At 37.9% G+C, this 18,865-nt stretch carries 18 protein-coding genes; 14 read left to right on the forward strand and 4 right to left on the reverse strand.

All coding sequences use genetic code 11. The annotated features are described in order from the left end of the window. The gene (locus tag BLW74_RS09115) at positions 1–594 is read right to left on the reverse strand and encodes a Crp/Fnr family transcriptional regulator (protein ID WP_089692006.1); all 594 of its coding nucleotides are present in this window, start codon (positions 592–594) and stop codon (positions 1–3) included. A gap of 633 nt (positions 595–1,227) precedes the next feature. Between BLW74_RS09115 and BLW74_RS09120 the strand changes: the two genes are divergently transcribed. Further along, positions 1,228–1,569: a helix-turn-helix transcriptional regulator gene (locus BLW74_RS09120; protein ID WP_089692010.1), complete on the forward strand. Its 342-nt coding sequence runs from the start codon at positions 1,228–1,230 to the stop codon at positions 1,567–1,569. 16 nt (positions 1,570–1,585) lie between these two features. Here BLW74_RS09120 and BLW74_RS09125 read toward each other — a convergent pair whose 3' ends face one another. Beyond that, positions 1,586–2,317, reverse strand: coding sequence for an MBL fold metallo-hydrolase (locus BLW74_RS09125; RefSeq protein ID WP_089692013.1), 732 nt, complete (start codon positions 2,315–2,317; stop codon positions 1,586–1,588). 255 nt (positions 2,318–2,572) lie between these two features. Here BLW74_RS09125 and BLW74_RS09130 point away from each other — a divergent pair, with 255 nt between their 5' ends. After that, on the forward strand, positions 2,573–3,757 hold the full coding sequence (locus BLW74_RS09130; protein ID WP_089692017.1) for an MFS transporter: 1,185 nt from the start codon (positions 2,573–2,575) through the stop codon (positions 3,755–3,757). Positions 3,758–3,829: 72 nt separating this feature from the next. On the opposite strand, the gene BLW74_RS09135 is transcribed toward BLW74_RS09130, so the two are convergent. Then, a complete protein-coding gene (locus tag BLW74_RS09135; RefSeq protein WP_089692019.1) occupies positions 3,830–4,213 on the reverse strand; it encodes a winged helix-turn-helix transcriptional regulator in 384 nt (127 codons plus the stop codon). Between the two features lie 159 nt (positions 4,214–4,372). Between BLW74_RS09135 and BLW74_RS09140 the strand changes: the two genes are divergently transcribed. From BLW74_RS09140 to BLW74_RS09180, 9 genes are all read left to right on the forward strand, one after another. Next, entirely contained in the window at positions 4,373–5,302 is a 930-nt protein-coding gene (locus tag BLW74_RS09140; RefSeq protein WP_089692022.1) for an alpha/beta hydrolase, read from the forward strand. A 7-nt stretch (positions 5,303–5,309) separates the two neighbouring features. Beyond that, positions 5,310–6,476 carry an MFS transporter gene (locus BLW74_RS09145; RefSeq protein WP_089692025.1) on the forward strand — a complete coding sequence of 389 codons (1,167 nt, stop codon included), beginning with the start codon at positions 5,310–5,312 and terminating at the stop codon, positions 6,474–6,476. A gap of 72 nt (positions 6,477–6,548) precedes the next feature. Next, positions 6,549–7,250, forward strand: a complete 702-nt coding sequence (locus BLW74_RS09150; protein ID WP_089692027.1) for a DsbA family oxidoreductase — start codon at positions 6,549–6,551, stop codon at positions 7,248–7,250. A gap of 101 nt (positions 7,251–7,351) precedes the next feature. Then, positions 7,352–7,942, forward strand: a complete 591-nt coding sequence (locus tag BLW74_RS09155) for a 5'-methylthioadenosine/S-adenosylhomocysteine nucleosidase family protein (protein WP_089692031.1) — start codon at positions 7,352–7,354, stop codon at positions 7,940–7,942. A gap of 62 nt (positions 7,943–8,004) precedes the next feature. Next, the gene (locus BLW74_RS09160; protein ID WP_089692035.1) at positions 8,005–8,799 is read left to right on the forward strand and encodes a helix-turn-helix domain-containing protein; all 795 of its coding nucleotides are present in this window, start codon (positions 8,005–8,007) and stop codon (positions 8,797–8,799) included. 69 nt (positions 8,800–8,868) lie between these two features. Continuing rightward, positions 8,869–9,879, forward strand: coding sequence for a S41 family peptidase (locus tag BLW74_RS09165; protein ID WP_089692038.1), 1,011 nt, complete (start codon positions 8,869–8,871; stop codon positions 9,877–9,879). A 9-nt stretch (positions 9,880–9,888) separates the two neighbouring features. Continuing rightward, entirely contained in the window at positions 9,889–10,410 is a 522-nt protein-coding gene (locus tag BLW74_RS09170) for a GNAT family N-acetyltransferase (RefSeq protein ID WP_089692041.1), read from the forward strand. A gap of 76 nt (positions 10,411–10,486) precedes the next feature. Further along, the gene (locus tag BLW74_RS09175; RefSeq protein WP_089692044.1) at positions 10,487–11,062 is read left to right on the forward strand and encodes a Crp/Fnr family transcriptional regulator; all 576 of its coding nucleotides are present in this window, start codon (positions 10,487–10,489) and stop codon (positions 11,060–11,062) included. Positions 11,063–11,219: 157 nt separating this feature from the next. Then, positions 11,220–12,032, forward strand: a complete 813-nt coding sequence (locus BLW74_RS09180; protein ID WP_089692047.1) for an alpha/beta hydrolase — start codon at positions 11,220–11,222, stop codon at positions 12,030–12,032. A gap of 301 nt (positions 12,033–12,333) precedes the next feature. Here the strand turns inward: BLW74_RS09180 and BLW74_RS09185 are convergent, their stop codons facing one another. Beyond that, positions 12,334–13,431: a TauD/TfdA family dioxygenase gene (locus BLW74_RS09185; protein ID WP_089692051.1), complete on the reverse strand. Its 1,098-nt coding sequence runs from the start codon at positions 13,429–13,431 to the stop codon at positions 12,334–12,336. Between the two features lie 216 nt (positions 13,432–13,647). Here BLW74_RS09185 and BLW74_RS09190 point away from each other — a divergent pair, with 216 nt between their 5' ends. From BLW74_RS09190 to BLW74_RS09200, 3 genes are read left to right on the forward strand one after another with little or no spacing between them, the layout of a single operon-like run. Further along, positions 13,648–15,174: a pyridoxal phosphate-dependent decarboxylase family protein gene (locus tag BLW74_RS09190; protein ID WP_089692054.1), complete on the forward strand. Its 1,527-nt coding sequence runs from the start codon at positions 13,648–13,650 to the stop codon at positions 15,172–15,174. Further along, positions 15,146–17,554 (forward strand): GNAT family N-acetyltransferase, encoded by a 2,409-nt coding sequence (locus tag BLW74_RS09195; protein ID WP_089692056.1) that lies wholly within the window; start codon positions 15,146–15,148, stop codon positions 17,552–17,554. The genes BLW74_RS09190 and BLW74_RS09195 overlap by 29 nt, the downstream gene beginning before the upstream one ends. Next, positions 17,547–18,863 (forward strand): lysine N(6)-hydroxylase/L-ornithine N(5)-oxygenase family protein, encoded by a 1,317-nt coding sequence (locus BLW74_RS09200; protein WP_089692059.1) that lies wholly within the window; start codon positions 17,547–17,549, stop codon positions 18,861–18,863. Before BLW74_RS09195 ends, BLW74_RS09200 begins: the two co-directional genes overlap by 8 nt. Positions 18,864–18,865 lie beyond the last annotated feature (2 nt).

Genomic DNA, 18,865 nt, shown 5'->3' on the forward strand with positions numbered 1-18,865 from the left:
TTAATAATAAATTTTCCGGTGTTCTATCTTTACCATCCTATCTTTTTCCATTTGCTTTATAGTCCGGATAACTGTTTCTACACGTAATCCGGTAAGTGAGGCGAGTTGCTGCCTGGTCAGCGGAATCTGAAAGGAATACGGCTTTGTATGGTCATGATAGCTTTTCAGATAATCCATCAGTATTTTCAGTTTGGAAACAGGGTTCTGGTATGAAAGGTTGTATAACATGATATATTTATAATACATTCTTTCCGACATACATTTGTAAACGGCCAGTGAAATCTCGGGACTATTCCGGATGAGATCCAAAAAACGCTGTCTGGATATCCTTATAATTACAGAATCTTCTATGGCTATGGCATTCATAGGATAAGGTCTGTCTACAAATAAAAGAGATTCGCCAAAGCTTTCGCCGTCCGAAAAAATGTTCTGAATAAATTCTTTTCCATTCTCAGTGTAATTATTAAGTTTAACTCTCCCTTTTTCAATCTGATAATAATAAGCAGGAGTTTCTTCTTCACGGAAGATAATATCACCCTCCTGATAAGTTCTTTTCTCTGCTCCGGATGAAATTAATAAACTTTCGGTAATCATGGGTATGATAGGTTTACAATTGAATAGTGTACGTTTATCTGCACCTTATAATCCTGCAGTAAACTTTTTCATTCTTTAATTTTTTTACTTTTTTTATTGTATCAATTTTATAGAATAAAGGAACAGGGATTTTATTTATTTTCCTTGGGATGTGGTACCATTTGTATACCACATATATTCATTTTTTTTCCACGCACAGATACAAAACATTGATTGAAATCATAAAAAGTAAGCACAATAACCTGCTACATTTACCTCCTATTAAAACAGAAGCGGAAATAATGTGAAACCGTCTGATACTAGCAGTTGGGATATTTGAGCCCAAAATATAACGTGGTATCTATGTGGTATACATATTTAACAAAATTTTAATCATTTTTTCTTTCTTTGCCAGTACAAAAACAGAGAGAAATTCATATGCGTGATTTTTTAACGGAATCATTCAATAAATACAAGTTATATACCATGAATTGTTACATAATATTAATTAAAACCAATAAAATTTTGAATACATAAAAAATTAATTGTTCCCGGTATTGAATCAGCAAAACACAAATTGAGCCGTAAAAAAAAAGACTTTGTAACAGGTGCACAAAAGATGTGTTATCCTGAAATAAGAGATGAAAAAGTATTATGAAAAATAGAAAATCTGAAACTAACTTAGAGGATTTGACTCAAAAAATTCTTGTGCAGGACGAAATAATGGCATTAGCCAAGTCTAATTCTCCTCGTCTGCTTAATAAATTCAGGCTTGTTTATCCTGATTTTTTTAAAAAGTTATCTGATATACAGCCTTCCCTTAAAAATTCTGAACTGATCTTTTGTATTTATCTTAAGCTCAATATGACAACTAAAGAGATCGCCACGTGCATCTATGTAACCCCAAAGGCAATACAAAACAGGAAGAACAGAATCAGAAAAAAACTGAATATTCCTTCTGAATTTGATATCTATAAATGGTTTAATGAATTTTAAACCATTTTTTTTGCTTTTAAATGGTTATTACCGCTTTATCAAGATCATGATACAAAAGGATTTTCCAGTTGTTTTCTCTTGCTTCTTTTTCCCACTTAAGTCTCAGTTCCATTGCTTTTCTGCCATCGAAGTCACTTTTATAGGCTAAATGATATTGTAAATAAGAAGCCTGCGGCAAATCGTCAGCGCCGTAAAAAACTGTTTCTCCATTTTCCCTGATCCAGAAAACCTGCATGAAAGGAGTGTGGCCGCCTGCCACCTGATAGGAAATTTCCTCTGTGATCTCTCCGTTGTCATCGTTCATCCAGATAATATTGGGAAGCTGGATCAGTTTTTCCAGCATATCAAAATCAAAAGAAGGGTTTCCTCTCTTTTCCATAGCAAAATCCAGCTCACGTTTCTGTATATAGATCAGTGCATTGGGAAAAGCAGCCTCAAAACCATTTTCAGTGATCTTCACAGCTCCTTCAATATGATCTTTATGAAGATGAGACAATAATAATTTTGTAATTTGGTCTGGGCGGATGTTTTCTTTCTCCAGAATTTCTGAAATAACAGTTTTTCCGGACTCACTTTTCCAGCCAATTCCGGCATCCAAAAGGATATAATCATTTTCAGTAATAATGAGAAACGGCTGAACAGACATTTTGATTCCTCCGATATGATCAGCATTTTCTTCTGTTAAAAGAGTAAAGTCTTTGGTTTTGCCCGCCGAAAAATTGCCTTCTTTAAGTGGAATGATTTTCATGACGCAAATTTCCTCAATATTTCTGATATTCAAAAAGTTTTTCGTCAATATAGATCATCAATAAAAACAATCATAGAGCCAGAATGCTGAAATCATTTCACTTACCTAAGAATGATGAGCCAGTCACGAAGATGTAAAAGAAGAAAGCGGACCTTTTCCTTTTTTAATGATTATCTTTGATCTCGCAAAAATCTGAGGGTATGCATGGTTATCAGCCTTCAGACAGTTTTCAATTCAAATAAAAACTTATAAACAATGCAGGAGAATTCTTCCCATGGTATTTCCCGGACTGTTATCTGGCTAATGGCCATTATTTCCGGACTTGTAGTCGCTAACAATTATTATAATCAGCCTTTACTTGCCCTTATTTCTGAAGAGCTTCAGGTTTCTGAAAGTGCCGCAAGTAAAATATCTGTCCTTACCCAGATAGGCTACGCACTGGGCCTGCTGCTTATTGTTCCGTTGGGAGATAAATTCTTCCGCAAGAAGTTAATTTTAATTGATCTGTTTCTGGTTTTCGGATCACTATTATGGATGACGTTTGCTACTCAGCTGTGGATGCTGTATGCAGCCAGTTTACTGATTGGAGCTACGTCGGTTATTCCACAGTTATTTGTTCCGATTGCTGCTGAGCTCTCATCAGATAAAGAAAAGTCTTCCAATATCGGACTGGTAATGTCAGGGTTATTGCTCGGAATTCTCCTTTCTCGTTTTGTAGGTGGAATTGTTGGCGAAGTATGGGGCTGGAGAGCGATGTTTGGTATTGCTGCAGGGCTGATGATTCTGGTTTGGTTAGCGGTTTATAAAATGCTTCCTGAAATGTCTCCTAATTTTAAAGGGACCTACAAAGAACTGATGCGTTCTGTGGCGCAGCTGGCAAAAACACAGCCGGTTCTTCAGTTGGCATCATTTCGGGGTGCTATGGCATTCGGATCTATGTGTGCCTTGTTTACCACGTTGGTTTTTCATATGGAGAAACCACCTTTTAATGCAGGATCTTCTGTAGTGGGCAGCTTTGGATTAGCAGGAGCTGTAGGAGCATTGGCGGCGGCTAAGGTTGGTAAGCTTCAGAAGTATCTGGATATTAACCGGATTATCCTGTATGCTCTATTAATTGTTATAGGGAGCTGGGGATTTACCTATTTTGCGGGAGAAACGTATTGGGGACTGATTGTAGGGGTTATTCTAGTTGATCTGGGAGTACAGTCCAGCCATATTATGAACCAGACCAATTATTTTTTGATTAAATCAAACGCGGTCAACAGGCTGAATACCGTTTATATGGTATCTTATTTCATTGGCGGATCGCTGGGTACTTGGCTGGCTTCTGTGGCCTGGCAGAAAGCTCAATGGACCGGAGTGTGCTTTATAGGCGCAGTATTCGGAGCATTGGCACTAATAGCGCACATTCTGTTTTGTAAAAAAGTAAATAAGGTGTAAACATATTTATTTTAGGCTCACTTAATGAGGGTCTGAGGGGATTTTATCGCAGATAAAATCCCCTCAGACTTTTTATGACAATCCGTTTGTGTCTTCCTGTGCCTGCATCAGTTCTCTGTGTTTGCCGCCCCATTCATCAAGCTGCTTCCAGATCGGGATCAGTTCTCTTGCGATAGCTGTCAGTTCATAATCTACCCTTGGCGGAACTTCTGCATGAACCGTTCTCTTTACCAGACTTTCTTTTTCCAGCTCTCTCAGCTGAAGAGTAAGCATTCTTTCTGTTATTCCTGAAATAGAGTTTCTAATTTCACTGAAACGTAATTTTCCGTCCTTTAATTTGTTTAGGATGATCAGCTTCCATCGTCCACCGATTTTACATACTGCATAGCTTAAATCGCATTCCTGTATATATTGCCTGTTGATATTATTCGTTGAATTTTCCTTTATCTTACCCATTACTTACAAATTTGTTTGTACCATACATTTAGCTGTATACAATGCAAATGTAAGGTTTGAGATTTAATTTTACTGACCGAAACAAGAAATAAACTGCAATAGAAGGACAATAGCGCTAAAGTTCTCCGCAGAAACAATTGAAATTTAAATCAAAATACAATGCAATTAACACCTAAGATAACACAGATTGTAAATCATTTAGAAACCATACAACCTTTTAATCCTCAGAATTCCTTAGACGGTGCACGTAAATTTCTTGAAACAATGACGCTTCAGCTTAGTGGTAGGAAAGAATCCGTTACAATGATTGAAGAGCTGTATATTCAGCAGGAAAACCACCGGATTCCCATTCGGGTTTATCGGCCTGCCGGAAAAGAAACTGAGCAGTCATCTGCTATTGTTTATATTCATGGAGGATGGTTTATCGCCGGCGGTTACGAGACTCATGATGCTGTAGTCCGTAAACTGGCTAATAAAACAGGATCTGCTGTCATTTTTGTAGATTACCGTCTGGCTCCGGAACACCCTTTTCCGGCAGGTCTGAATGATTGTATGGATGCTGTACAATGGGTTTTCGAAAATGCGCAATCTCTGGGAATTGATCCTGATAAAGTAGGAATTATTGGAGACAGTGCCGGAGGTGCATTATCTGCCGCAGTTTCTACTCAATTAGGTAAAAAGCTGAAATTTCAGGTATTGATTTATCCTGCGGCAGATAATCAGCTGAACTCAAAATCCTGGAAAACGTACGAAAATGGCCCGGTTCTTAATAAGCAGGGTGGGATAGAAGCCTGGGCATGGTATCTTCCGGAAGAAGAGAAAGATAATCCTCTTGCCATTCCTGTTTTGATCAAAAATTTTGAGGAAACTCCTTCTACCTTAATCATCCTGGCAGAACATGATCCCTTGCTGGATGACGGAAAACAGCTAGCTGAAAATATGAAAAATGCAGGAGTTGAAATTACTACAAGTCTTTACAAGGATATGGTTCACGGTTTTATGCATATGGGGGAACTGTTGGAAGAAGTATCATTGGCAGTGAATGAAATGGCTGACTTTGCCCGTCAAAACTTAAAATCTTACCAATAAAAGCATCATGAAGAGATACGCATATATTGGCTGCCTGGGATTCATAGCGGTTATTACAACAGAATTCGGGGTCATCGGAATTCTTCCGCAGGTTGCTGAGCATTATAATATCAGTATAGACAAGGCAGGATATCTTTTGAGCGCTTTCGCATTAATCATTGCGCTTACCGGACCATTTATGACCTTACTCACATCAGGTTTTGACCGTAAAAAAATAATGCTTACGGCTATTTTCATGTTTCTGATTACGGGATTTGTATCTTCATTTTCACCTCCTTTCTGGCTGTTGATGCTGGTCAGAATTTTACCTGCATTTCTCCAGCCCGTCTATATCGCTACAGCACTATCAGTAGCCGTGTCTGAGGCAGACCACGGGCAAAAAAATGAACTGATGGGAATTGTTTTTAACGGAGTTGCCATTGCTATGGTTACCACAGTTCCTTTTGCCACATGGGCTGCAGGACTTTGGTCATGGGAATATTCATTTATGATACAGACTTTGGTCAGTTTGGCTGCTCTAATTGTCATTTACTTTCTTCTTCCTTCAATGCCTGTAAAAGAGAAGAAATCCTACGGAAACCAGATCAGGATTTTGAAACAGACACCATTTGTTTTCAGTACCCTTACTAATTTCTTCATGATTACAGCATGGTTTTCTACCTACAGCTATTTTGCAGATTATCTGAACAAGGCCAAAGGAATGGATCCTTCAATGGTAAGCTACATGCTCCTCCTTTTCGGAATTATTGGAGTATTTGCCAACGGCGCTGCCGGAAAAATGCTCAACAGGAACGTGGCAGGCACAACCGCGGTTTTTCTTTCCGGGACCCTTATAATACCCCTTCTTCTCTATGTTTCTGATGGAAATATCTGGGCAACAATTACTGTTATAGGAATCTGGGGGTCCCTTTACTCCCCAAGTTTTTTGAATGCATCCACTTATATGATTTCTTCTGCTCCGGACTCACTGGAATTCGCCAATAGTCTTGCCACTTCGTTCGGAAATCTGGGAGTAACACTGGGTACAACTATCGGAGGATGGGTAATTGTTACAAAAGGAGTAGAATATACGCCGTGGATAGGCTTTGTTTTTGGGCTTCTTGCATTTCTGATGATGGCCTTAAAAGAAATGTCAGAGAAACGGAGCCGGGTGGTTTCTACCTGCGAGAATTAAACTGTAATAATTTTTGTTACATTAAATAAATACACTATCTTTGTACTGTTAATTTGATTAAAATTAAAGAGAATGAAAATAGAAATCTGGTCGGACGTGATGTGTCCGTTTTGCTATATCGGAAAAAATAATTTTGAACAGGCTTTGAATCAGCTTCCTTTCAAAGATGAAGTAGAGATAGAGTGGAAGAGTTTTCAGCTGGATCCAACTTTAGACCCAAACAAAACTCAGGATACTCTTCAATATTTCAGAGAAAAAAAAGGAGTTGCTGAAGCTCAGGCGACCCAAATGCTTGGACAGGTGACTGAAATGGGAAAAGGCGCAGGAATTGATTTTAATTTCGGAAAAACCTTAATCACCAACACCTTCAGTGCCCATAAACTGCTCCATTTGGCTAAAAGATACAACAAATCCAACGCAATGGAGGAAGCTTTATTTATTGCTCATTTTATTGACGGTAAAAATGTGGGAGATACAGAAGTGCTGGTTGCTCTTGCCGAAAACTTAGGAATTGATAAAGAAGAAGCAAGACAGGCTATTACAACAGATCAATTGGATGGTGAAGTGAACCAGGACATTCAGGAGGCAAGAAATAATGGTATTTCCGGAGTTCCCTTCTTTGTTCTGAACGGTAAATATGCCGTTTCCGGCGCTCAGCCTGCAGCCGTTTTTGAAAATGCCCTTCAGCAGACGTATAAAGAAACAGCAAGTCCGTTTAAGGATCTTTCCGGTGAAAACGAAGCTTCCTGTGATGCAGACGGATGCAGCATTTAAGATATTCAACCCCAAAATAGTTGTATTTTGGGGTTTTTAATTGAAGAGAGTCTCTTATCTTTGTAGTACAGTCTTAATTTCTGTATAAATCTGATTTCTCCATGATAAAAATTAACACCGAAACGCATTATTCAATTGATGAAACTCTTTTTGTTTTTGCATTGGATTCCGAAGCGGGGACCGTTTTTGATGATAAAAACAAATTAATTACCGGTATCGGAAAAGTAAATGCAGCCATCGAATTAACCAAAGAAATCCATACAAGAAAACCTAAACTGATTGTGAACTTAGGATCTGCAGGAAGTAAAGGATTTCACAAAGGCGAAGTGGTATGCTGTACAAAATTCATCCAGAGAGATATGGATGTAAGAGGATTAGGATTTCAATTGTATGAAACTCCGTTATCAGGAGTACCGCCAGTGCTGGAATACGGCCTTAAAATGGAAACCCTGAAAGAAGGCATTTGCGGAAGCGGCGACAGTTTTGAAATGAATCACTCTGAAACCGATTACAATATTGTCGATATGGAAGCCTATCCGCTGGCACTGATTGCCCAAAAGGAAAATATCCCTTTTCTATGCCTGAAATACATCTCCGATGATGCAGGAAGTGATGCTGCAGACGACTGGAGTGTGCAGGTACATCTGGCTTCTGAAGCATTTAAGAAAATATTATTTTCATCAACGATATAATCCTGAACAAAGTTTCAGGATTTTGTTTTCTATCCGTATTTTTACCCTCAACCAACACCGATATGAAAGTTACTTTTTATCAACCGGCACATCCTGTCCTGAAAGAATATATAGAAGGATATTATTTTATAGAAAAAGATGACAGTCAGAAACCCATAAAATACCTTACATTTCCGGATAATTATTTTATTGTTTCAGCATGTGAAAATGTCTGTGTTAAGCAGGATAAGGGCTGGGTAGAAATTACCCGATCCCAATCTGAAAATATTACGGTTGATTTTGTGTTCCGATGCTCTGTTCCTACTGAAATTTTTTATCGGCAATCGGTCCGTGAAATTACAATGTACTTTAAACCATTAGGAGTTTATCATTTTTTTAGTGCGGATAAAAGTCAGGATCTGGAGCAGGAAATCCATCTTTCAGACTTTACAGATATTATGAATACTGTTTTAAAAGAGTCAGACAGGGCAATACAGATTGAAATACTTGAAAATTACTGGCTGTCAAAATTCCAAAAGAAGGATTTAGCGCTGGCTTACACCCTGTTGGAAGATTTTGAAACTGAACTGAGCATTGAAGCAATTGCGGCAAAAAATACCATCACCCGACAGTATGTAAACAAAATCAGCCGGCGGTATTTGGGTAAACCGGCCTCAGAATTCAGAAAAATCCAGCGGTTTCGAAATGTATTGATATCCAATAAAAAATCCAGAAATCTAACGGAATTATCCTATGAAAATCTGTTTTATGATCAGTCTCATCTTATTAAAGATTTTAAAGAACTGACCCGAATAAGTCCAGGAAAATTCTTTGAGCATGTAGATACTGAGAAAAATAATATCTGGCTATTTATCTGAGTTTCCATTTTTACAATTTAGATGATTTTCCTTGAGATACATTTGTTGAAATAGTAAATCCTAATTTCAATGAAAAAAATATTGACAGGAGCCTTTCTTTTTCCTTTTTTGCTTTCTTACGCTCAAATGGATAACAAAACGGCTGTACTTTCTGATATTACAGAAAAAGTGAAAACATATTATATTGACAAAGAGGCTTATAAAAAAGTAGATTCTTTATTTCAGAGCGAATCCGGAAAAGGATCCTTTGATGGTCTCAATCCAAAAGAATTTGCGGAGTTTCTGACGCAAAAACTGAGAATAACGATAAAGGATCAACATTTTTTTGTTAAATATCTCGAAAACTACACTCCCGAAAAGTCCATTAACGAACACAAACGAGAGGAAGAAAATAATTTTCATAACAGTCTTGAAAATTTTGGATTTGATAGTGTTCAAAGGTTAGCAGGTAATATCGGATATATAAATTTCAAAGGTTTTGCATCCCCTCAAGCCAGTGAAAAAACATTAGCGGCTGCCATGAACTTTGTGGCCAATACCCATTCTCTGATTATTGATCTGAGAGAAAACGGAGGTGGGGAAAACGGGATGCTTCTTTTATTTTTAAGCTATTTTTTTGATCAGAAAAAAGATCTTTATACCACATATTTCAGGCATAATCAGAAAACGATTGTAGACAGTACTCAACCCAAAGTTTCCGGACAGAAATATCTTCATAAAAAGATCTATATTCTTACCAGTAAAAAGACTTTTTCGGCCGGAGAAGCTGTAGCCTATTTTTTGCAGCAATATAAACTTGCCGAAGTAATAGGTGAAAAAACAGGGGGTGCAGCCAATCCTGTAAATCATTTTATGGTTCAAAATCAATATTTACTGCTTGTTCCGGCAGGAAAAATAACCGCTTTAAACACTCAAAAGAACTGGGAACATATAGGAGTGAGCCCCGATCAGGAAGTGAAAAGCGAAGATGCTTTAAAGACTGCTCACATCAAAATTTTAAAAAATATAATAGCATCAGAAACAAAAACAGAACTAACCCTACCTGAAATAAAAAATCTTATTTATAAATTAGAACAATAAATATACAGTATGTCATCAATAATCATCAGTAAATCCGGAGAAAAAGATCTTGAGATTCTTCAGAATATAGGTATACAGACCTTTACAGAAACTTTTGCAGAAGATAATACGGAAGAGGCTATGAAACAATATCTCGAAGAAAGCTTTAATACTGAAAAGATAAAATCTGAGCTCACCAATCCCGATTCTATTTTCTATATTGCATGGGAAGAGGACAATCCGGTTGGTTACCTGAAAGTTAATTCCGGAAAAGCACAGACAGAACTTCAGGATGAAACCAGTCTGGAAATTGAAAGAATCTATGTAAAGAAAAGCCATCACGGAAAAAAAGTTGGGCAGCTTCTTTATGATCAGGCGTTGGAAACGGCAAAGCAACTCGGGAAATCATATTTGTGGCTTGGGGTGTGGGAAGAAAATCTGAGGGCTTTACAGTTTTACAGAAAAAACGGATTTTTTGAGTTTGATAAGCATATTTTCAGACTTGGGGAAGAAGAGCAGACAGATCTGATGATGAAGAAAATGCTGGATTAAACTTTCTTAACCACAAATGACGCAGATTTTCACAGATTTTATATAACGCAATTCTTTATAATTTCTACATACTAAAATGAACCATTCAGAATTTGTAACGCATATTAATCAGTATTATCCTTTATCCGACGAAACGGTTAAAGATTTACTGGATATCTGTACAGAAGAATATTACATCAAAAATGACCTTTTGCTTGAATCCGGTTCTATGGCAAGGTATTATTATTTTATAAAATCCGGACTGATAGGGTATTACACTGTGGATGAGCTGGGAAACAATATTTATAAAATATTTTTCGAAGAAAACAGTTTTGTAGCGTCTACAGCAGCCATTATTAAAAATGAACCCAGCGATTTCAATATCATGGCACTGGAAGACTGCTCCGTAATACAATATTCCGCAAAAGCCTACCGTGAATTACTAAGAAAACATCATGACCTGGCTCTTTTTCATCTGCATTACCTGGAGAAAAACTGGGTGGTAAAAAAAGAGCCGCTGGAAGTTTCCCTCAAATACGAAACAGCAAAAAAGAGATATCTGCAATTGCTTGAAAATGGATCCCTCTATCATAGACTAAAGCAGCATCACATCGCTTCCTATCTTGGAATAACACCTACACAGCTAAGCCGGATAAAAAAGGAAATCCACTGACATTTCTGAACTTTAGGAATAAATAAATTATAAAGCTTCAACATTTGTTGAGGCTTTTTCTCTTTTTCTGCTGCAATTTTGTTCTGCAAAAGATCATTGGTACATTATATGTTTTGCCTTAAGAAACCTTTGATTATCATTATTAACATTTTTCAGCATGAAGAAGCTTATCAACATTGTATTTGTCCTAACTGCATGTGTTCAGTTATCAGCACAAAAAATTATTCATCAGGAAATTTTCAGTCCGAAAATGAATAAAAAGATCAAAACAGTAATCATTACCCCTAATCTCCAGCGTAATACAACTTATCCTTCCGTCTATATTCTTCACGGTTTTAGCGGCAATCCGGACAGAATCATTAAGCAGGATATACCGGATCTGGTAAAAAAAGCACAGCAATTTAAAACAATTTATGTGCTTCCGGACGGAAATTACAGTTCCTGGTACGTTGACAGCCCTATGGTGAAAGATTCACAATATCAAACCTTTATTGGAAAAGAACTGGTAGAATTCATCGGTAAAAATTATCCTGTGAAGGCAGAGAAAAAATTCCGTGGAATTTTGGGTTGGAGTATGGGAGGTTACGGCGCTACCAATATCGGAGTTACTTATAATACAACATTTGGCATCGTAGGGAGTTCCTGTGGAGCATTAGATTTCAACTCTTTCGGAGAAGGTTATCAAAAATATATGGTGAATAAAGTACTTGGGCCGCTGGATTCGATCAATCCCAATTTCCTTACAGACAGTAAAATAAAACTGATGGCAGGCGCAGGACAGCAGTATATTTTCGATTGCGGTACAGAAGATACCCAAATGATCAATATGAACAGAAATTTTCATAAAAAACTGACAGAATCAAAGATTCAGCATCTCTACACAGAATCGTTGGGAGGACATACTCCTGAATATTGGAGTAGATCGCTGTCCGAACAACTTTCTTTGTTTGACAGGTTTTTTAAACAGTAAAATAGCTAAAGGTAATTTTTAGGTTTTGGCTAAAGCCTAATAATCAAATACAATAAAACAAGCGGGCTAAAGCCCGCTTCTATTGATATAAAACCAGTCTGAAATTTTTGAAATAATAGGATCATAAAACACTGAATGTTTTAAATATTCAATAGGAACGGGCTTTAGCCCGTTTTAATAAATAAATATAAATTCCGATGGCTTTAGCCAAAACTTAAAATCAAATAAAAAAAACCTTTTTGAGCATGCCCAAAAAGGTTTTGATTGATTGAATATTCAGAAATGCTAACAAGTCAGCATACTAAAAATGTTGAAAGTTTTTCCCCAAATGTTCCTCTATCACAAAGAAAGGATCCTCTGTAAGAGTGTGGGCTCTCATATCAATAAGGCTCACTTTACTCATCATACGAAGCATGATTCTTCTCTCGCATGGGTGTTCTGTTCCGTTAATATTTCTTACCCCCGCACGGAAAGCAGATCTTCCGTGAGCGCATAAGTGATTGTTGACGAGAATAACATCTCCTGCCTGAGGGGTAAATCCTGAATAGATCAAATGCCTCGCTTCTTCCCAGAACTCATGCAGCGTATTCTGCGCCTTATCCGACTGTCTGATGCTGGAATTAAAAAGCTGTTCTGCAGCATCAAAACGCATAAACGGAAGGCTGTAATTCCCGTACAGCACGGAATCTAAAGTTTCTTCTTCACTATTTCCTGTTTCCAGGTTGGCATCTTTAGGAATCTTATAAATGGGTTCAAAAAGAGCACGGTAATTTTCCCCGATAGAATCGTGAGAACGTATTGAATAAAGCGTAGAAGGAACCTGCTCCTCATTTCTTACATACATAAAGCTTAAAAAATCGGCCTGATGTTTCAGAAAAGCATCTTCGGTATGTACATACAAATCTGTTGAAGACCCTGATCCTGTCTGTGTTTCCTTCATTTTTTCGTCAGGAATAATCGCATGAATCAGTCCGCCTCCTTTACGCTGCGAATAATACTGTACCGGCTTTGATGGAAGTGCTCCGTGGATAAGCGCACATGCAAAACCATATACATTAAATTTTGAATAATCAGCTGCCTGCCAGTTGGGAGGGGTAGAGCCTATATTCTCCTGATCGATATCCATTAATCCGGTAAAAATCAGTGCTCCATACTGATTTTTTGAAAAGTCACTCGCAAAATCAGCCGCTATATTTAAAATTCTCTCTGGTAAAAAATACGATGCCAGCTGATGAACATGCTTTATAAAATCGCGGTTTTCATAAGTGTCATACTTTTTCTGAAGATGCAGTGCAGCATCTTTGATCATTCTTCTTTCCTGAGAGGTGACTTCTATGACCGTAGGAAGCAGTTTTACCGCTGTTGAACAGTCTTTATCTAAAATTTCTGTAGAATTCATTAAAAAAAATTTGGTGTTAAGTAATAATTTTTATCTTTGTTTTTAATTATTCTAAATAACAATAGCCGAGTCAAATTTAGTGATAATTACGCAACCACCAAATAAAATATAATAAAAAATGCAAAATTTAAAAACCTGACTATCAGATATATGTAATCGTATATCGAAAAAACCACAACAACTTAAAGATTTAAAAAATCACATTACAAAACATTTATGAACAACAATTTAATATCCCTTGAAGAGTCTTCAACTACTGCTTCACCTCGCATTTCGGGGAATTTTGGGAATATTTTTCATCCTGACAATTATGATCATTATCGTAATGCTGTCAGCAGTACTTTAGACCTGGTTCAGGAATTTCTTTACAGAAACAACAGGCCTTTCAGTGGCATAGAAGCCAAAACAATGAAAGGAATGGTACAACAGATAGACCTTAATCAAAAACTTTCCAATTATAATGAGCTTCTGGCAGAAGTAGATGAAATTTATGTACAGCATGCCACTGCTTTTCACCTTCCGCAATATGTAGCCCATCTTAACTGCCCGGTAGTCATTCCGGCATTGGCAGGAGAAATCCTTGTAAGTGCCATCAATTCTTCACAGGATACTTATGATCAGAGCGCAGGAGGAACTTTTATGGAAAGAAAGCTGATCGACTGGACTGCGGGTCAGATTGGATACAATACGAATGAAAGCGATGGCGTTTTCACAGCCGGGGGCTCCCAGAGCAATTTAATGGGATTGGTTATGATGCGCGACTGTTTTTCTCAGAAAAGATACAACCACAATATTAAAATGAATGGACTGCCACAGGAGGCAAGCCGCTTTAGAATATTTGTTTCCGATAAATCTCACTTCAGCAACCTGAAAAACGCTTCCATTATGGGACTGGGTGAGAAAAGCATTGTTAAAGTGCCTACCGATGACCGTTTCCGTATGGATATTTCTCTTTTGAAAAAATACATCAAGAGAGAAGAGCAGCTGGGAAACATTCCTATTGGTATTGTAGCAACAGCGGGAACTACAGACTTCGGAAATATTGATCCGCTGGATGATATCGCCAATATTGCAGAACAATATAATATCTGGATGCACGTAGATGCCGCTTACGGTTGTGCTTTATTATTAAGTGAAAAGTACCGAGACCTGATTAATGGTATTGAAAGAGCAGATTCTGTAACGATTGATTATCACAAATCATTTTTTCAGCCGATCAGCAGCAGTGCTTTCATTGTTAAAAACAAAAAAGAGCTGTTAATTCTTAAGCACCACGCCGATTATCTGAATCCGAAAGAAATGGACGAAGAAGAGATTCCGGCACAGATCAACAAATCCATTACACAAAGTACCCGAAGATTTGATGCATTAAAACTTTGGTTTACCCTAAGAATGATGGGGAAAGAACAATTGGCAGAATACACAGATACGGTGATTGATCTTACCAAAGATGCTGCAACCATGATTAGGGAAGATGGGGAATTTGAGCTTCTTTCAGATTCAGATCTGAGTGTTCTTGTTTTCAGATATGTAAATCCGGAAACCAGTGATCTGAATGCGCTGAATCAATACATCAAGATGAAATTATTCTACAGCGGAGAGATCCTTGTAGCGAGTACCAAAGTGGAGGGTAACTTCTATCTGAAGTTCACCTTCCTGAACCCGATTACGACTACAGAAGACATTCATCAAATTCTCACCACAATCAAAAATCATGGAAAAAACTTTAATTCAGAAAAATAAAACGGGAGAGAAAGCCCGGGAAATTACTTTCAGAATTCTGTTGAACGGAATGCTGAGAGAACTGGGAAACGGAAAATTCTATCAGGGCGTTCCAAAATATGATCTTCTCACGGCAAAAGCGCTTCAAAACAGTGATTATTCATTGTTTATGAGGTTTGAAATGATAAAAAGCGGATTGTTTTTATTTGCCCCCGTTTCTTATCGTTCCGAAACCCTTTTTCATGAATACGGTCCGGTTTTATGGGCGGTTGATCATCAAAATCAGGAGTTTTTTGAAGTGAATGCTCAAAAACTGACTGAATTAGTGTACAAAGAGTTTTCTGAGACGACCAACGAAAAGGGCTTCCGGCAATTTGTGGAAAGAATTGAGAGCAGCTTAAAGAATCTTGAATTCACAACAGAAGCCTGCCTTAAGGATGATCAGCTGTTGACGTATTCTTTCCTTGAATCTGAACAAATGCTTCCGGCAGGACACAATTTGCATCCTTTCACCAAATCAAGAATGGGATTCTCTGAGGAAGAACAGTTTTTATACAGTCCCGAATCCGGAAAGGGATTTCAGCTGGATTATTTCCTGATTCATAAAGACTGCATCACAGAAAAGTCTCTTCCGGGAATTTCTGCAAAAGAGATCTTCGAAAAATGGACTTCTTTACCGGAAAGCTACGATTTTGAAAACACAAATGATTTTTACATCGTTCCATGCCATCCATGGGAGGCACAATATCTTTTATCAACAGCAGAATATCCTGAAATGCTGGGATCCGGTAAGATCATTCACATCGGACCTTTAGGAGAGGATTTTTATGCTACATCTTCTATAAGGACGGTCTACAATCCTCACTTCAGCTGGATGTTGAAATTTTCTCTGCATGTTTTAATGACAGGCTCTGTAAGAACAAACAGCTTAAAAGATCTCAACAGAGGATACGCTTCGGCTATTTGGTGGCAGCATCAAAAAGCTTCATTTGAACAGAATTTTCCGAATTTTAAATTACTGCTGGAACCTTCCACAGTAAGTGTCAGTTATCAAGGGAAAAATAGGGACAGTCTGAATATACTGCTGCGTGAAAACCCATTTACCAATGAAGATAAAGTTATTTTATTAGCAAGGCTTTGCCAGGATGAATCTACAGATGGGTTCAATTTTACGACGCATTTCTTTAAAAATGTTGCGAATCAATTGGGTGTAGATGCTGAAAAAGCAGCTATCATCTGGTTTGAAAAATATGTAAATCTTTTGCTTTCTCCTTTAAACAGATTGTACAGTCAATTAGGGATGGCACCTGAAGTGCATCAGCAGAATCTTCTTGTTCAATTGGATAACCAGCTTCTTCCTGAGTCTATTTATGTAAGAGACGGGCAAGGGTACCTGATCAAAGAAAGCTTCAGAGGAAAATACGAGTCTCTGATCAAAGACTATCCTGAAATCGAAGACCTTTTCATCAGGGACGAGCGTCTACTGGACATTATTTCTCACCATCTTCTGGTAAGTAACCTGAGTGCACTGATTTCTTCCATAGGTAAAACAGGGCTCGTTAAAGAAAGAAGATTAATCCATATTCTGTACAGAGAGTTTGAAAATCTTCATGAAACTGAACCTTCATCGTTAACGGATTATGCACTGAACCAAAGATATTGGGCCGTAAAATCAAACCTTCAATCGGCAGTTGCTGATGTAGACGGAGGTGTAAATGCTTCTTCCATTGCTTATGCTAAAGTTCCGAACCTTCTTCACAAACATTTCTTCTCGGATCAGTTAATCAATCCGCAGGGAACAGAAGTTTTCTTTAAAAGATACTTCCAGAAAGAAGATGTGACCATGAGCATGCGTCCTATAGATCTGGAAAATGACCTTGAAATGCTTCATGAATGGTTTAACCGCGAACATGCCGTAAAAATCTGGCAGATGAACTGGCCTATTGATGAGCTGGAAACGTATTACAGGCTGATGCTTCCAAGTGATGAAGCGCACAGCTATATCATCGCAGGAAATGATGAACCATCATGTAATATTGAGGTGTACTGGGCCTGCAGAGATATGGTAGGTGATTATTACGATGTTCTGCCTACTGATTACGGTACACACCAGTTCATTGCACCAGTTGATCCTAAAAAGAAATTTGTATCCCCATCTACTCAATCTATGGTTGACTATGTTTTTGCACAGCCACAGGTAGGAAAAATGGTAGGCGAAGGATCTGTAGACTCGCTTGCTTCTATGATGAATAAAGCCCATGTAGGCTTCAAAGTAGATAAAGTAATAGAAATGCCTCATAAAAAAGCCAATCTGAACTTCTGTTACAGAGAATGGTACTGGGAAAAATTTCCACAGAATAAAGAGGTACAAATCACCACAAACATCACAAAAAATGACTAACGAAGCCGTATACAATGTAATAGGAATAGGGATAGGCCCTTTCAATCTGGGACTTGCCGCATTATCCCATCCGATTTCGGAACTGAAAACCCTTTTCCTGGACCAGCGAGATGGTTTCGACTGGCATCCGGGACTGATGATTGACCATGTAACCCTGCAGACACCATTTTTATGTGACTGCGTATCCATGGCGGATCCTACGAATCCTTTAAGCCTTCTGAATTATCTGAAGGAAACCGGAAGACTGTATAAGTTTTTTATCAGAGAAGATTTTTTCATTCCGAGAAAAGAATACAACCGTTACTGCCAATGGGTAATTGAACAGCTTCCGCAATGCCGTTTTTCTACTCAGGTGGTGGATATTACGTATGAAGAGGGTTTATATCATGTAACTACGATTCAAACCAAAACCAAAGAAACTACGGTTTTCAAAACGGAAAGACTGATTTTAGGAACAGGGACACAGCCATATATTCCTTCTTTTATTCCGAAGGATGATTCCCGTGTTATTCACACCAGTTCTTATCTGTATAGAAAAGATGAGCTTTTGTCTCAGGGTAAAAAAATAGCGATTATCGGTTCGGGCCAGAGTTCAGCAGAAGTTTTTTATGACCTGCTTCAAAACAGGAACGAAGAAACACATCTGGGTTGGTATTCCCGTCCGGACAGATTTTTCCCTATGGAATATTCTAAACTGACCCTGGAACTTACATCCCCTGATTACGTAGAATATTTCTACAACAGAAGTGAATCTGCAAGGAAAACGATTTTAAGCAAGCAGCAGGCTCAGTTTAAAGGAATCAATTATGATCTGATCAATGATATCTACGATTTTATTTATGATCTGAATATTGACAACGCTGATCCTAATCTTAAAATTATTCCTAACAGCCAGCTGAACAGAGTAGACTACAGCAATCCGGATTTCATCAGTCTTGAGTTTACCCAACTGGAACAGGAAGTACCTTATGACCAGGAAGCTGATTACTTGATTTTGGGAACAGGATACCGTTACCATGAGCCTGCCTTCTTAAAGAATATTCAGGATAGAATCAAGAGAGATTCCAGCGGATTGTTTGATGTCAACAGAAATTATTCAATAGACCACAACGCCGGTGAAATCTATGTACTTCACGCCGAAGTTCATACCCACAGCTATATTTCTACAGATCTTGGAATGGCTGCGTACCGTAATTCCTACATCATCAATGATATTTTGGGAAGAGAGCATTATAAAATTGAAAAGAAAATTGCTTTCCAGGATTTCGATGTAGAAAAATATGCTGATTTACCAACTGCCAAAATTTAATC

Source organism: Chryseobacterium culicis (assembly GCF_900108365.1).
Lineage (GTDB): Bacteria > Bacteroidota > Bacteroidia > Flavobacteriales > Weeksellaceae > Chryseobacterium > Chryseobacterium culicis.